Source organism: Bacillus sp. FJAT-42376 (genome assembly GCF_003816055.1).
Taxonomy (GTDB): Bacteria; Bacillota; Bacilli; order Bacillales; family Bacillaceae; genus Metabacillus_B.
In genome coordinates, this window is record NZ_CP033906.1 from 3060312 (window position 1) to 3075344 (window position 15033).

Annotated in this window: 17 protein-coding genes; 5 read left to right on the forward strand and 12 right to left on the reverse strand. The window is 44.1% G+C overall.

The genetic code is table 11. From position 1 onward, the window contains the following. Nucleotides 1-6: 6 nt before the first annotated feature. Entirely contained in the window at nucleotides 7-1119 is a 1113-nt protein-coding gene (ispG, locus tag CEF21_RS15420) for a flavodoxin-dependent (E)-4-hydroxy-3-methylbut-2-enyl-diphosphate synthase (protein WP_123917870.1), read from the forward strand. 42 nt (nucleotides 1120-1161) lie between these two features. On the opposite strand, the gene CEF21_RS15425 is transcribed toward ispG, so the two are convergent. Next, nucleotides 1162-1482 carry a DUF308 domain-containing protein gene (locus CEF21_RS15425; RefSeq protein ID WP_241156879.1) on the reverse strand — a complete coding sequence of 107 codons (321 nt, stop codon included), beginning with the start codon at nucleotides 1480-1482 and terminating at the stop codon, nucleotides 1162-1164. Between the two features lie 218 nt (nucleotides 1483-1700). Here CEF21_RS15425 and CEF21_RS15430 point away from each other — a divergent pair, with 218 nt between their 5' ends. Then, on the forward strand, nucleotides 1701-2270 hold the full coding sequence (locus CEF21_RS15430) for a hypothetical protein (protein ID WP_123917874.1): 570 nt from the start codon (nucleotides 1701-1703) through the stop codon (nucleotides 2268-2270). A gap of 353 nt (nucleotides 2271-2623) precedes the next feature. On the opposite strand, the gene zur is transcribed toward CEF21_RS15430, so the two are convergent. From zur to CEF21_RS15450, 4 genes are all read right to left on the reverse strand, one after another. Further along, nucleotides 2624-3037 carry a zinc uptake transcriptional repressor Zur gene (gene zur, locus CEF21_RS15435; RefSeq protein ID WP_123917876.1) on the reverse strand — a complete coding sequence of 138 codons (414 nt, stop codon included), beginning with the start codon at nucleotides 3035-3037 and terminating at the stop codon, nucleotides 2624-2626. Then, on the reverse strand, nucleotides 3034-3876 hold the full coding sequence (locus CEF21_RS15440) for a metal ABC transporter permease (RefSeq protein ID WP_123917878.1): 843 nt from the start codon (nucleotides 3874-3876) through the stop codon (nucleotides 3034-3036). The genes zur and CEF21_RS15440 overlap by 4 nt, the downstream gene beginning before the upstream one ends. Continuing rightward, the gene (locus tag CEF21_RS15445; protein WP_123917880.1) at nucleotides 3869-4648 is read right to left on the reverse strand and encodes a metal ABC transporter ATP-binding protein; all 780 of its coding nucleotides are present in this window, start codon (nucleotides 4646-4648) and stop codon (nucleotides 3869-3871) included. The genes CEF21_RS15440 and CEF21_RS15445 overlap by 8 nt, the downstream gene beginning before the upstream one ends. A 231-nt stretch (nucleotides 4649-4879) precedes the next feature. After that, nucleotides 4880-5761 carry a YitT family protein gene (locus CEF21_RS15450; RefSeq protein WP_123917882.1) on the reverse strand — a complete coding sequence of 294 codons (882 nt, stop codon included), beginning with the start codon at nucleotides 5759-5761 and terminating at the stop codon, nucleotides 4880-4882. Between the two features lie 301 nt (nucleotides 5762-6062). Between CEF21_RS15450 and CEF21_RS15455 the strand changes: the two genes are divergently transcribed. Then, a complete protein-coding gene (locus tag CEF21_RS15455) occupies nucleotides 6063-6317 on the forward strand; it encodes a DUF2624 domain-containing protein (RefSeq protein ID WP_123917884.1) in 255 nt (84 codons plus the stop codon). Nucleotides 6318-6404: 87 nt separating this feature from the next. Here CEF21_RS15455 and CEF21_RS15460 read toward each other — a convergent pair whose 3' ends face one another. Together CEF21_RS15460 and CEF21_RS15465 are read right to left on the reverse strand one after the other, a co-directional pair. Next, nucleotides 6405-7298: a deoxyribonuclease IV gene (locus tag CEF21_RS15460; RefSeq protein ID WP_123917886.1), complete on the reverse strand. Its 894-nt coding sequence runs from the start codon at nucleotides 7296-7298 to the stop codon at nucleotides 6405-6407. 11 nt (nucleotides 7299-7309) lie between these two features. Further along, a complete protein-coding gene (locus CEF21_RS15465; RefSeq protein WP_123917888.1) occupies nucleotides 7310-8614 on the reverse strand; it encodes a DEAD/DEAH box helicase in 1305 nt (434 codons plus the stop codon). Between the two features lie 199 nt (nucleotides 8615-8813). On the opposite strand from CEF21_RS15465, the gene CEF21_RS15470 reads away from it, so the two are divergent. Further along, nucleotides 8814-9497 (forward strand): YqfQ family protein, encoded by a 684-nt coding sequence (locus tag CEF21_RS15470; protein ID WP_241156688.1) that lies wholly within the window; start codon nucleotides 8814-8816, stop codon nucleotides 9495-9497. A gap of 112 nt (nucleotides 9498-9609) precedes the next feature. After that, nucleotides 9610-10554, forward strand: a complete 945-nt coding sequence (locus CEF21_RS15475; RefSeq protein ID WP_123917890.1) for a 4-hydroxy-3-methylbut-2-enyl diphosphate reductase — start codon at nucleotides 9610-9612, stop codon at nucleotides 10552-10554. 184 nt (nucleotides 10555-10738) lie between these two features. Here the strand turns inward: CEF21_RS15475 and CEF21_RS15480 are convergent, their stop codons facing one another. The 5 genes from CEF21_RS15480 to CEF21_RS15500 form a co-directional block, all read right to left on the reverse strand. Further along, the gene (locus CEF21_RS15480; protein ID WP_123917892.1) at nucleotides 10739-11860 is read right to left on the reverse strand and encodes a Nif3-like dinuclear metal center hexameric protein; all 1122 of its coding nucleotides are present in this window, start codon (nucleotides 11858-11860) and stop codon (nucleotides 10739-10741) included. Beyond that, the gene (locus CEF21_RS15485) at nucleotides 11857-12567 is read right to left on the reverse strand and encodes a tRNA (adenine(22)-N(1))-methyltransferase (protein WP_123917894.1); all 711 of its coding nucleotides are present in this window, start codon (nucleotides 12565-12567) and stop codon (nucleotides 11857-11859) included. Before CEF21_RS15485 ends, CEF21_RS15480 begins: the two co-directional genes overlap by 4 nt. Nucleotides 12568-12672: 105 nt before the next feature. Next, complete coding sequence (gene cccA, locus CEF21_RS15490) at nucleotides 12673-13032, reverse strand: cytochrome c550 (protein WP_123917896.1); 360 nt, start codon at nucleotides 13030-13032, stop codon at nucleotides 12673-12675. Nucleotides 13033-13158: 126 nt separating this feature from the next. Next, nucleotides 13159-14298, reverse strand: coding sequence for an acyl-CoA dehydrogenase family protein (locus CEF21_RS15495; RefSeq protein ID WP_123917898.1), 1140 nt, complete (start codon nucleotides 14296-14298; stop codon nucleotides 13159-13161). A gap of 119 nt (nucleotides 14299-14417) precedes the next feature. Beyond that, the gene (locus tag CEF21_RS15500; protein WP_123917900.1) at nucleotides 14418-14936 is read right to left on the reverse strand and encodes a hypothetical protein; all 519 of its coding nucleotides are present in this window, start codon (nucleotides 14934-14936) and stop codon (nucleotides 14418-14420) included. Nucleotides 14937-15033: the final 97 nt, after the last annotated feature.

Consider the following 15033-nt stretch of genomic DNA (forward strand, 5'->3'; position numbering starts at 1 on the left):
CCACACGTGGGTGAAATCACACATCGTACAAAGACTCGTCCCGTCAAAGTCGGCAATCTAACGATTGGCGGAAATAATGAGTTAATTATACAAAGCATGACTACCACTAAAACACATGACGTCGAAGCAACGGTTGCGGAAATTAACCGGCTTGAAGAAGCAGGCTGCCAGGTCGTCCGGGTTGCATGCCCTGATGAACGTGCTGCTGATGCGATTGCGGAAATTAAAAAGCGAATCAACATACCTCTTGTTGTTGATATCCACTTTGACTATAAACTTGCTCTTAAAGCCATTGAAGGCGGAGCAGATAAAATACGGATCAACCCTGGGAACATCGGGCGCAGGGAAAAAGTAGAAGCCGTGGTAAATGCGGCTAAAGCAAAAGGGATTCCGATTCGCATTGGCGTAAATGCCGGTTCTCTTGAGAAACGCATCCTTGAAAAATATGGATATCCTACAGCGGATGGAATGGTCGAAAGCGCCCTGCACCATATTAAAATCCTGGAAGACCTTGACTTTCATGATATCATCGTCTCCATGAAGGCTTCTGATGTCAACCTGGCGATTGAAGCGTATGAGAAAGCTTCCAGAGCCTTTGATTATCCATTGCACCTCGGGATTACAGAATCCGGGACGCTTTTTGCGGGTACGGTCAAAAGCGCGGCCGGCCTTGGAGCGATCTTGAGAATGGGAATTGGAAACACTCTCCGCATCTCTCTAAGCGCGGACCCAGTTGAAGAAATTAAGGTAGCCCGTGAGCTTCTTAAATCCTTTGGGCTTGCTTCCAATGCTGCGACATTGATTTCATGTCCAACCTGCGGACGGATTGAAATTGACCTAATCAGCATTGCAAACGAGGTTGAAGAGTATATTTCCAGCATTAAGGCCCCAATTAAAGTCGCAGTTCTTGGCTGCGCGGTGAACGGTCCCGGTGAAGCAAGAGAGGCGGACATTGGAATCGCAGGAGCACGCGGTGAAGGTCTCTTATTTATGAAAGGCCAGATTGTAAGGAAAGTTCCGGAAGAAACAATGGTTGAGGAATTGAAAAAAGAAATCGATAAACTCGCTGAAGAGCATTATGCAAAGCAGGCTGCTGAAAAAGCAGAAGTTAATTCCTAAAATAAGATGGGCACTCCCAAACGGGAGTGCCCATCTTCATTATTAAAAGAATGGAGTAACAAACAATCCGAGAATCAGGGAAACTGCACCAATTCCAATTGCCCAGGCCCCTAATGTGCTGGCACCTTTTCTTCTGGCCACAAATCCTACGATGATTCCCGCAGCTCCGAGAATAACGGGAAGCAAAAACAGGGAAATAATGGAGAGTGCGATGGCGATGTATCCGGTTGTTCTTCCTTCAGCCGCCCCATCACGGTCATGATTATCATCTGCATACTGTTCCTCTTTACGGTAAGAACCAATCGGAGGAGCAACCTCTGCAGCAGTTTCTTCCTTATATTCACGGTGCTTGTCCATTTCCATTAATTCATCACGGTTATTCAAACCATTCACCTGATCTGAGTTCGTCATGCCGCCGTGATCTTCAAAGTGTCTTTCATCTGCCATTCCTTTCCCCTCACTTTCAGATATAAGGAGCATTCCTTAGTATGCAGAAGGACGGTTTCTTTTATGCCTCTTTCCATACTTTTTCCCTCTCCCTTTGTGGTACACTGGGAAAAGATAAAAAAAGGAGTGTCTTTATGCTGCGTTTAGGAATTGACATTGACGGAACCGTTACACCGCCTGAAACCTTTGTCCCTTATTTAAATAAATCATTCAAGAAACAAATTACTCTGGATGATATAAAGGATTATGATTTAACGAAAGCGCTTGAAGTCAGCTATGAAGAATTGGACCAGTGGATGGATGAATTTGAGCCGATCATTTACGGGGAAGCACCTGTTTCAAAGGGAGCTAAAGCTGTCCTTAAAAAATGGAAAGAAAAATATAAATTGGTTTTCATCAGTGCACGTGGTCTTCATCTTTATGATACGACACTAAAATGGTTTGAACAAAATGATCTATCCTATCACAACATTGATTTAGTCGGCACTCATGATAAACTGGAGGCCGTAAAAAAACATAAAATTGATGTATTTTTTGAGGATAAGCATGATAATGCCTGTATGATCAGCGAAACATTCAGCATCCCTGTTATTCTTTTCAATACCCCTTATAATCAAGATCCTGTTCCAAGTCAGGTTATCAGAGTCAACAGCTGGTATGAAGCGGAAAAATGGGTGAACCGGATCGAAAAGCAGGCGAAATAGAGACCTCCCATTAAGGAAGGTACAGCCTGCCTCCGCAAGATTGCGCTGCTTAGTAAAACTCTCTGGAAAGTCCTAAAGAGAGGAAATAATTGCACCAAAACCTTAACCAAAACCAAAACCCCCTGAATGCTTATAAGCATTCAGGGGGTTTGTTTTTATTGAAAAGCTTGGTATTGCTGATTGGAGCGGAAGCTTGCTGACTTTTGCTGAGAGCAGCAGGAAAGGTGAGGCAGCGCAAAACGCTCAAAATGTTCAACCGCCGCCCGGCAGCCAGTAGCGGAAATCATCCAAAACAGACGCAAGGTAAAAGAGCGGGAAGCTTTAATCGGCCTTACAGAACAGCCCTCTTCTTTTTACTGCACACAGTCCGGGCACGTACCATAAATTTCAAACTTATGTCCGCTTACATCGTACCCTTCCAAATCGTCTTTCAGCTTATCCATCGGACACGATTGAAGTTCTTTTGTTTTTCCGCAATCCATACAAATAAAATGGTGGTGATGGTGAGCATGATTGCATGTAAACCTGAACTGTTTTTCTCCGGATAGCTCTGTTGTTTCCAGAATACCCAATTCCGCGAACAGGGATAAATTACGGTAAATCGTATCGAAACTCAATCCCGGATAATTCGGTTTCATGCTTTCCAGAACATCTCTGGCTGTTTGATATTTATTGCAGTCAGCAAAGAAAGATAGCATCTCTTCACGCTTGCTTGTATATTTGTAACCCGAATCCTTAAGCATCTGCAGAGCTTGCTCAATATTCATTGGACATGTCCCCTTTTTAGCTTGCTTGCTAAGATGGAAAGCACCAAAATCAAGACATTCAATACCACAATCGTACCGCCAGGGGCTAAATCCAGCTGATAGGCAAGAATGAGCCCTGCCATAACAGACAATTCGCCGAAAATGACAGATAAGATCATAGCCTGCTTAAACCCTTTAGCCAATCGGATACTTGCAGCGACAGGCAGCGTCATTAAAGAGGATACGAGCAGGATGCCGACAATTCTCATTGAAGCCGCAATGACCAGGGCAACCGTCAGAATGAAAATGAAGTGAATCCATTTTGCCTGTATACCCGATGCGGCTGCATGCTCCTCATCAAAAGAAAGAACAAACAGCTCTTTATATAACAGTGCGATGATCAGCAGGACGAAAATGGCAATGCCTGTTACAATCATTAAATCCGAGCGGGTAACAGCCGAGACGCTGCCAAATAAATAATTCAGAAGATCTTTATTGAAGCCGTCTGCAAGTGAAATAAAAATGGCTCCAATCCCAATTCCGCCGGATAAAATAATCGGAATTGCCAGTTCCTGATAATGTTTATAAAGGCTGCGCAGCTTCTCAATCATTAATGAGCCTGTAACTGAAAACGCCATCCCCATATAAATAGGGTTCAGTCCCGAAAAAATCCCCCATTTCTTTTCCAGAAAAAGACTGGCCGCAATTCCCGCAAGTGTAACATGGCTTAGAGCATCTGCAATCAGGGAGAGACGTCTTACAACAATGTAAACCCCAAGCATTGGAGCAATCAGCCCAATGAGAAGGCCGGAAAAAAATGCATTTTGCAAGAATTCATATTCGAAAAACGGACTAATCATGCTGATGTCCCTCCCCATGATGGTCATGAGTTAAAACATGTACCGGGTGACCGTAATAATCCGACAGAGACTGCCCATTCACTTCATCAAATTCCTGAGGGGACCCATGGAAGTGCAGCGTTTTATTTAAACACGCAACCTGTGTTACTTTATCCGAAATGGTTCCGACATCGTGTGTGACGAGTATTAGCGTAATTCCAAGTCTTTTGTTTAAATCTTTAAGCATACTGTAAAAATTTTGGACGGATGCTGAATCCACTCCTACTGTCGGTTCATCTAAAATAAGAAGTCTGGGATTGCTGACCAGCGCCCTGGCAATAAAGGTTCTCTGCTGCTGTCCTCCTGAAAGCTCTCCAATGTTTCTTTTCGAAAACTCTTTAAGTCCGACTGCATCAATCGCCTCACTGACTTTTTGCCGGTCTGCAGCATTCATGTACCTGAACAATCCAAGCTTGCTTGTCAGTCCGCTCGCTACCACTTCAAAAACAGAAGCGGGAAATCCGGTATTAAAACTATTGGCTTTTTGTGAAACAAACCCGATCTCATGCCAATTTTTAAATTTACGCATTTCTTCTCCAAACAGCCGGATGCTCCCTTTTTGCGGTTTCAGCAAACCAAGAAGGCATTTCAAGAGAGTGGTCTTGCCGGAGCCATTCGGTCCGACCAGACCGATAAAAGCTCCCTCAACTACTGTCAGGTTAATATCGTCGAGCACTTTATTCCGGTCATATGTATAAGACAAATGACTGATTTCAATAACAGGATGTGTCATCCCTTTCACCTCTTGCACAATAAAATAAGGCTGTCTTCACAGCATTCATGCGTATGTGCACAGCAAACTTCTGCGCAGAACGCACAGCTGCCATTGATGAAACAGCTGCTTTAACGAAAGTAAGAACGATTACGATTTAGACGCCAAAAGAAAAAGGCCGCTTATTAGGCAAGCCATTTTATATAACCATGAAATTATACATCCCATTGCTGACTTTGTAAAGCAGGAGTATTAATGAATAGCAGATTTAAATCGGGCACCATGTGTTTCCTGAGTATTCATAATCGTGAGAAAGGCATTATCGTCGATTTCATAAATGATGGACTTTAATTTGGTCACTTCAAGTCTTGTAACGACGGCATATATCACTTCCGTGTCTTCATCTGAATAGCCGCCTTTTCCTTTCAACTTGGTTGTTCCGCGCCCAAGCCGGTGCAAAATCGCATCTGAAACTTCCTCATACTGCTCTGTCACTATGATGACGGCTTTTGTCTCATCCAATCCCTGAATAACCGTATCAATTGTCTTAAAGGCGATATAATACGTCATCACCGAATACATTGCCTGCTCAGGACCAAAAACGAAAGCAGCCCAGGCAAAAATGAAGATATTAATAAACATGACGAATTCCCCAACGGATACCGGAAGGCGCTTCGTCATCAGGATTCCAAGGATTTCAGTTCCATCCAGGGATCCTCCATTCCGGATAACCAGCCCCACTCCCAATCCTAATATGAGTCCGCCAAATACCGTTGCAAGAATCGGTTCTGAAGTGAATGGCTTGAGATGGTGAAGGGACTCTTCGATTACAGCGAGAGCAATGACACCAAAAATAGAAGAAATCATAAAGGTTTTCCCAATATGTTTGTATCCTGAATACATAAATGGAAGGTTCAGTACAACAACAAGCGTACCAAAGCTGATAAAAGACCATTGCGCGGGGGTTATATGATCTAGGATCAAGGATATACCAATAATTCCTCCGTCAATAATATTGTTTGGAACAAGAAAGAGTTCAAGGGCAATGGCCGCAAGCGAAGCTCCAATAATAATCATAATAAATCGGTAAACGGTTCTCCCAAACTTTTCTTTACGATGCTGTCTTTTTTCCATTGTTCTCTCCTTTTTCATTTTATTTACAGGCTGTTTTCTCGCTTCTTTAAATGATTAACAGTCATGAATCTGCGGGACGTGCGGCTTCTTCCCCTGCCGCTTCATTTCCTTTTAACACCCAGGGTAAAAGAGATAAAAACCGCATTCTTTTAGAGACCAGCCTATTTTTATTCATGAAAACTTTATAAGCCCATATGTATATGGTATCCTTCGTCAACTCAGGAGGAGAAGCGGTCTAGCCTCATTATTCCGCACATATTAGGCACCAACCCATATATTGTGGTGAGAGGAGGGTTCATTCTTGATCCTATTTCAAAAAATCATTAACCAGAAAGTCAATTCCATTACTGCAGATGAGCTGCTTCAGCTGGCTAAACAAAATCAGCTTTCCATCAGTCCGGCCCAGGCAGCGCAAATTGTTAAAGTAATCAAAGGGAAAAATGTAAACATTTTTGATGAGAACGAAAGAAGAAAACTGCTTGCCACGATCTCGGCCATAACGTCACCCGCTACGGCACAGCAGGTGGATCAGCTTTTTAAGCAGTTTGTTAAATAGGATATGTAAAACTAAACTCCGCTATTACGGCTTTTCCGCAAAGAAAAGCACAAAAAGGCTGTCTGGTTCAGACAGCCTTTTCCCTATTCATTGACTGACTATTTTGCTCAATACATCTTTATCAAATTTCTTTGAGCGGATCATCTCAATTTCAAATTTATATGGCGGTTTTTTATTTTTCTTATCCTCTCCTACATAAGGAGTTTCAAGAATTTTCGGTACATCTGAAAGCTTCGGATGATGGACAATATGAAGAAGCGCATCAAAGCCGATATGGCCAAAGCCGAAATTTTCATGGCGGTCTTTTCTGGCGCCGATTGGGTTTTTGCTGTCATTTACATGCAGAACCTTTAAACGTTCGAGACCGATAATCCGGTCAAACTCATCCAGCACACCGTCAAAATTATTGATCAGGTCATAGCCTGCGTCATGTGTATGGCATGTATCAAAGCATACGGATAAGTGCTCATTATAATGAACGCCTTCCATAATTTTTGCAAGTTCTTCAAAGCTGGAACCAATTTCGGATCCTTTGCCTGCCATTGTCTCAAGAGCAATCTGAACGGTCTGATCCTTTACAATCACTTCATTCAGTCCCTCAATGATTTTCTTTATTCCCTCTTCGGCACCGGCTCCGACATGTGCACCTGGATGGAGGACAATCTGCTTAGCGCCAAGCGCTGCGGTCCGCTCAATCTCGGACCGCAGAAAATCCACTCCAAGCTCAAAGGTATTCGGATTTACGGAGTTTCCTATGTTAATAATATAAGGGGCATGGACAATGATCTGATCCATTCCATGATCTCTCATATGAGCCTGTCCGGCTTCAATGTTTAAATCCTCAATCTTTTTCCTTCTTGTGTTTTGAGGGGCCCCTGTATAAATCATAAAAGTGTTCGCTCCATAGGATGCTGCTTCCTGGCTCGCGGCCAAGAGCATATGTTTCCCGCTCATTGAAACATGAGAGCCGATTCTAAGCATACTGTCCCCTCCTACTTCTCTCTTCTTTTGAGTCTGCGCTGTTTCTTCTTAACTTTATCCATTTCCCACTTCATCGCTCTTTTATATCCCGGTTTTACTTTTTTAGGCTTCCTGATTCCGTGTTTTGCCCGTTCATCTATTTCCCGGTCGGTTTTCGGGCGATTCTTTCTGCGGTGGCGGTCATCTGCCACTTTCCAGTCAGATCCGTCCAAATCCTTATATTCAAAGACAATGCCCATTTTTTCAAGCTTAGCCAGGGCGTCCTCATCAGACGTTTCGTAGATTGTAGCTGCAAGGCCTGAGTATCCTGCACGGGCTGTCCGGCCTACCCGGTGAATATAAAAATCCAAATCCTGAGGCAGCTCGAAATTTATAATGTGGCTGACGCCCTCAATATCGATTCCCCTGGCTGCAAGATCGGTTGCCACAACGTATTGAAATTCAAGATCATTTACTTGTTTCATTACTTTTTTCCGTTCGCGCGGCGGAAGTCCTCCGTGAATGCGGCCCACTTTAAGTCCCTTGGCTGCCAGTTCATCCGCTACCGCATCCGCCATCTTTTTCGTATTGGTAAAAACAATGGCCAAATACGGATTATACGCTTGCAGCATGTCGAATACGAGCTTTGTTTTATTCCGGTGTCTAAGCGGGACAAGCACATGCTCAATTTTTTCTGCTGCTGCCTGCTTAGGTGCTACATGTGTAAATTTCGGATTCGCCATATATTTTTTTAAGAACGGCTTTAGTTTTTCAGGTATAGTGGCGGAGAAAACAAGCATTTGAAGCTGCTCAGGCATACCTCCTGCAATACGGTCGACATCTTCAAGAAAGCCCATATCCAGGATCATATCTGCTTCATCGACAACAAAAGATTTCGCATTGTTAACATGAAGGGCATTCACTTTTAATAAATCATGGATCCTGCCGGGTGTCCCAATGACAATTTGCGGCTGCTGTTTTAATTTTTCAATGGAACGCTGCTTATCTGTTCCTCCGGTAAAGCATCTTGCCTGAATCTCCTGATCATGGTGACTGATCAGTTTAAGAACTTCTTTGTAAATCTGATTCGCCAGTTCTCTGGTCGGCGATGTAATAACGACCTGTACAGTTTGGGAATTAGGATCCAAGTTATTTAATAGGGGAAGCAAATAGGCGTGGGTTTTTCCGGTCCCTGTTTGAGACTGGCCAATAACACTTTCTCCTTTTAAAATTGAAGGAATGATTCTTTCCTGTATTTCAGTAGGATTTTTAAACCCTAATTCTTTCACTGCGTCTATTAGAAACGGCTTTAGCTGTAAACGTTCAAATCTCTCCATAGTTTCAATAACTCCCTTAATAATCTGCCATCCTGTCTGCAGATGTTCCGAATCCGGACAGGTTTAACCATTTTCACATTATAAACGATAAATGGACAAAACACCAACCTTCCCCAAAGTCTTTTCTATTGAAAAGAAAAACATTTTTTCCGCTGATGCATATTCTGTAATAGGTAACAGGAGAGAAAGGAGTACGATTATGTTTCCACAGAGACCTATGCCGCCAGGCGGCGTTCAGGGAAGAGGATTCATGCCGGGTCCGTTTTCAGGAGGCGGACCGTTTCCGGGCAGCGGAGGACCCCCTTTCTCCGGAAGGCAGCCGTTTAACGGTCAGCTCCCGGGTGGAAGAGGGCTTCTTCAAGGAGGAAATTTCGGACGACTCGGAGGGCAAAGCGGTTTAGGAGGGCCCCAGGGGTTTGGAGGAATCAATGGATTCAATGGCGGGCAGATTCCGGGAGCTCAGCAGGCAGCCGGGGGCGGCATAAGAGGTTTGCTTTCCAGATTTATGCCTTCAGCCGGCGGGGCGGGAAATATTGCAGGAGCTGCCCAGCAGGGAATTACAGGGCTTGCAAATCCATCCAATATCACAGGAATGCTCGGGAATGTCCAAAAGGTTCTTGGAATGGCCCAGCAGGTTACACCAATGGTGCAGCAGTACGGCCCGCTCGTAAGAAATCTTCCAGCTATGATTAAGATGTTCAGCCAATTGAACAGCGATGACGGAGATGAGGGCAGTACGTCTGAAGAGAAACCTCAGCCCAGTCAAAAGGCTGTGAGCCCCAAAAACACGGAGGAAGCTTCTGAAAGCATCGTGCCCGAAGAAGAATACTCTGACCGGCCTGTAACAGACCCAGGTACATCAAAACCTAGACTTTATGTATAAGAGTTTTGTATTCTTCCCTCCATTTCGATATAATAATGGCAGGTAATGAGAAAAAGCCGGTAACCGGCTTTTTTCCGTTTCATTGCCTGATCATCCTTTAGGAGGAAGATACATGGATGTCATTAAAATTGCCCCGCGCGGATATTGCTATGGCGTTGTTGATGCGATGGTCATTGCGAAGAACGCTGCGATGGATAAAACACTGCCAAGACCGATCTACATTTTAGGTATGATCGTTCATAATAAACACGTAACGGATGCATTTGAGGAAGAAGGAATTATTACCCTGGACGGGACGAACCGTCTTGAAATTATGGAGAAGGTAGATAAAGGCACGGTTATTTTCACGGCACACGGTGTTTCACCTGAAGTCCGCCGTATTGCTGAAGAAAAAGGCCTTGTCAGCATTGATGCTACTTGCCCTGATGTAACAAGGACGCACGACTTAATCAGAGATGTTAAGGAGAAGGGCTATGAGGTCATCTACATTGGGAAAAAGGGCCACCCGGAACCCGAAGGTGCTGTCGGAGTCGCTCCTGAGATTGTTCATTTAATCGAAAGCGTGGAAGATGCAGAAGCTCTTGACATACAATCCGAAAAAATCATAGTGACGAATCAGACAACGATGAGCCAATGGGATGTCTACGATATCATGGAAAAAGTAAAAGAGAAATATCCTCACGTAGAATTTCACCAGGAAATATGCCTTGCCACACAGGTTCGCCAGGAAGCTGTAGCCGAACAGGCAAAAGAAGCCGATTTAACCATTGTTGTCGGTGATCCGAAGAGCAACAATTCAAACCGGCTTGCCCAGGTTTCCGAACAAATTGCCGGAACACCTGCCTACCGGATTTCCAATTTATCCGAGTTAAAACTGGAATGGCTGAAAGGCGTTAAAAAGGTTGCCATCACAGCCGGAGCTTCAACTCCGACCCCTATTACAAAAGAGGTCATTGCGTTTCTCGAGCAATATGAAGAAGATGAAAACAAGGTTTGGGAAGTGGTGCACTCTGTGCCGCTCAGTAAAATCCTTCCGAAAGTACGCACGAAAAAGTAAAGAAGAAGGTTCTGATCTAGTTTCTTTCCCCTTTTTGCTTCATGAGTCCGGCTCCGGTATGCATGAAGCGGTGAGCCGGACACCATACCAGGATTATTTAAAATGCAAGCAGAAAAACAAAACCCTCTGGATGCTCACAGATGCTTGAGCGCTCAGGGGGTTTTGTTTTTTTGAAGGATTTTCCTTACACAAATTTAAAAGGGTCGGTATGGACTTCTGAGGGCAGAATGCTGACTTCATATTTTTTTTCTTCACAAAGGGATAGCATCAAGTCCGTGACACCCTGCTTCATTACCTTTTCTACATTATGCCCCGGGTCAATCACGTTCAGGCCCATCATCATGGCATCGTGTGCAGTATGGTAATAAAGGTCCCCAGTTACATAAACATCCGCACCGCTGTACTTGGCATCGTGCAAATATTTATTTCCGTCGCCTCCAAGCACCGCGCATTTTTTCACCTTTGCATTTAAATCTCCCACAACCCGGACAGTTTCCACATCCAGTGCCTTTTTCACAAACTCGGCAAACTCTCCAAGCGTCATTTCCTTTTCGAGTTTTCCAACCCTGCCCAGTCCCAAATCGAGACCCTTTTGATCCAGTGTATGGATGTCAAAAGCTGCTTCTTCGTATGGGTGTGCTTTCAGCATGGCAGAAAGGAGTTTCTTTTCCAGTGTCGAAGGATAGATTGTTTCGATCCGCACTTCTTCTGCTTCCTCCAATTTTCCAGCCTCTCCGATAAACGGTGAAGAACCTTCCAGCGGGAGGAAAGTACCCGTTCCGTTTGCTGAAAACGAGCAATGACTATAGTTGCCGATATTCCCTGCCCCGGCATCCCCCATCGCTTTTCTAACCGCTTCTGCATGAGTAGAAGGAACAAAAACCGTCATTTTCTTAAGTTTTTCTTCTGCTGTCGGGGATAGAACTTTTGTATCCTGCAAATGTAAGGCCTGAGCAAGCATATCATTTACTCCGCCATCTGCTACATCAAGATTTGTATGGGCCGCATAAACGGCAATGTCGTGTTTGATGCACTTTTCCAGCAGCTTACCGGCAGGCTGATCCGTTCTTACATGTTTAAGAGGTCTGAATATCGGGGGATGGTGGGCAATGATTAATTCACAGTTCTGTTCGATTGCTTCATCCACCACTTCATCGAGAACATCCAGTGCAATCAGGATTTTTTTTACCGGTTTATGGAGGGTTCCAATTTGAAGGCCGATTTTATCGCCTTCCACCGCATAGCGCTTCGGAGAAAAACTCTCAAACAATTCAATGATTTCATACCCGTTTGGAATCTTACTCATGTCAGTACCTCCTCAGCCATTTTAATAAGCTCTTCCATATCCTGTCGTCTCTTGATTGATTCTTCCGTACTTTTCCCTTTCTCAATCTGGGAAATGACGGATGTCCAATGTGCTTTTTCCCGAGTCCATTTTTTTAGAAATACTTCATTTTTCTCCTGCATGAGAAAGGGACCATATAAAATAGCTGCCGCTTCATTCTTGTGTTCATATGGCTTCATCGGGTTCCCTTTCTCAGCCACAAGGATTTCATAGATCTTTTGATCTTCTTCCAGAATCGATTCAGCGATGAGCTCCCAGCCATTGGCGATCAGCCAGGTCCGAACATGATTGGCATGCACATTTGGCTGCAGGACGAGTCTTTCGGCCCGCTCCAGTTTGTTTTTGCCATCTTCAAGAATTTTGGCGATTAACCCGCCGCCCATTCCTGCAATCGTGATGCACGTTGCTTCGGATGGTTTCAAAACAGCAAGCCCGTCTCCTTTGCGGACATCAATCTGATTACTCAAACCGGTCTTTTCTACCTGCTTAACCGCAGATTGATAAGGGCCTTCAACGACCTCTCCGGCAATTGCTTTTTGGATTTTCCCATTCATGACAGCATAGCTGGGAAGATAAGCATGATCGGAGCCGATATCTGCAAGGATCGCTCCTTCAGGGATAAAGTCCGCTACGGCACTAAGTCTTTTTGATAATTTCATTTCATTCATGATGTCACCTTTTGTCCATATAATATGTAGATCCTCTCTTATTTTAGGTGATGTGCTCCGCTATGTCCAACAGGCAAAACAAAAACCCCTTCAAGAGGGGTTCAATTATTTCAGTTCGGATACCCATTTTGCCATTTCGGCTAGTTTCTTATCATCCGGTACGAGATTGGCCGGCATTCCGCCGCCTCCGTTTTTAATGCGGTTTTTGATTTCATCAACACTTAAATCATTGCCTGCAAGCTTCGGTCCAACCCCGCCCTCATAGTTCTCTCCATGGCAGGATATACATTTTCCCTTGTAAATTTCTTCGGGGGACATATTGGCGATATCTTCTGTTTTCGGCTTCTCTTTTTCTCCGCCGGCCATTTCCTTCCCGTCACCGATTCCTTTGACTGAAAACAAGAGCATGAGTCCAATACCGAAAATAGCAATTAAAGCAAAAGGAATTAGCGGATTCCGTTTCATGATTTCTCCTCCCAGACTTCGTCTCATATGTAAAAACAGACGTAAACTTCCTTCATTTTACTTTATATTGGAGGGAAGGAAAAGAGAATTAACCTAATTTAATCCAATAAAACCACCTTTTATCATTCAGCAGCCAATCTGTCTGGCGATGACCATTCGCTGGACTTCACTCGTTCCTTCTCCAATTTCAAGAAGTTTCGCATCTCTTAAATATCTTTCAACGTGATAGTCTTTCATGTAGCCATATCCGCCGTGAATCTGAATGGCCTGATTGGTTACCTCAGAACAGATTTCAGATGCATACAGTTTGCACATGGACGCTTCTTTCGTAAAAGCTTTTCCCTGATCCTTCATCCAGGCCGCTTTGTAGACCATAGTCCTCGCCAGCTCAATCTTCATCGCCATATCCGCAAGCTTAAACTGGGTTGCCTGGAAAGAAGACAAACTTCTGCCGAACTGCTTTCTTTCTTTTGCATAGTTCAGCGCTTTCTCATAGGCTGCCTGGGCTATACCGACCGCCATTGCCCCAATGCCTATCCGGCCGCCATCAAGTGTAATAAGGAACTGCTTGAATCCCCTGCCCTTTTCCCCAAGCAGGTTTTCCGCTGGAACTTCCACATCATCAAGCACCAATTCAGTCGTATTTGATGCATTCAGTCCCATCTTTTCGTAATTATCGATGACAGAAAATCCTTTCGCATCCGTCGGAACGATAATAGCGCTGATTTCCTTCTGGCCTCCATCTCTCCCGGTGATGGCGGTCAATGCCAGAAATTTTGCATATGAAGCATTCGTGATAAAACACTTGCTTCCATTGATAACAAATTTATCATCTTGAACAACTGCCTCTGTAGCTGTTCCACCTGCATCTGAGCCCGCATTTGGCTCTGTCAGACCGAATGCGCCAAGTGACTCTCCAGTACAAATTTTAGAAAGATACTCCCTCTTCTGCTCATGCGTTCCAAATAAGCTGATCGGCGCTCCGCCCAATGAAATATGAGCGGAGTAAGTAATCCCTGTAGATGCACAGGCTCTGCTCAGTTCCTCTGTGACAATAGCAAAGCTGACTGTATCCGCCCCTGCCCCGCCGAATTCTTCAGCAAAAGGCAAACCGAGCATCCCCATTTCCCCAAGCTTTTTGAAAATCTCTTTTGGAAATTCTTTCGTTTTGTCTCTTTCTTCCGCACCAGGTGCAACCTCAGCCTCGGAAAACTCCCTTATTGTTCTTTGGACCATTCTCTGTTCGGCCGTTAACTCAAAATTCATCCAATCCCCCCTGAATAATGAACACGCTTACATTAATAGTATAAAAGGAAAGGATTGTTTTCACAACTTTTTAAAAATTTAATCTTCTATATGTGTAAAAAAGCCTTTGCATGCGCGGCTTAAAAGAAGAAGGAAGCAGAGGAAAACAGCAGTCCGGCAATGCCGGCTGCGAGAAAAGAACGGATTTTAAAGCGGAAAGAGGAAACTACCCAGACGGCACTATGAAGCATAATGACCCCTGCATAAGCAGCCGCTTTCGGGAAAGGTAAAAAGTCCGCTCCCAGCAAAGACATGAGCATAAGCAGCAAAAATAAGACTCCTAAATAATAGTGGAAAGCTCCCTGTTTCCTGCTTTTTTTCAATACCGGCAGCAGGAAAATGGTGAATAAGGATAACAGAGCAATTTGCAAAGAATGATTCATTTCAGTAAAATAGATAAAAAGTGATGCAGGAAGAACAAGCAGGATGAAGCAAGGAATCAAATAACCAAACTTTTTTTTCTGTTTCCCAATGTTCCCGTTCCCGCCTGTGTATAATGCGAGCAGAAAATCACAATATGTCTCAGGAAGCAGCCTGCTGCTCTTCCAATGGTTAATCTCATCGATAATAATTTGCTTGCGTTCACTATTTTGCATCATAATCTCCGTCCATCTTTTATGTATACCCTTATTGTAATAATGTTCTGTTATTTCGTAAATACCAAACGAAAAGTAAGCGCTTACCAATCCTGCTCGC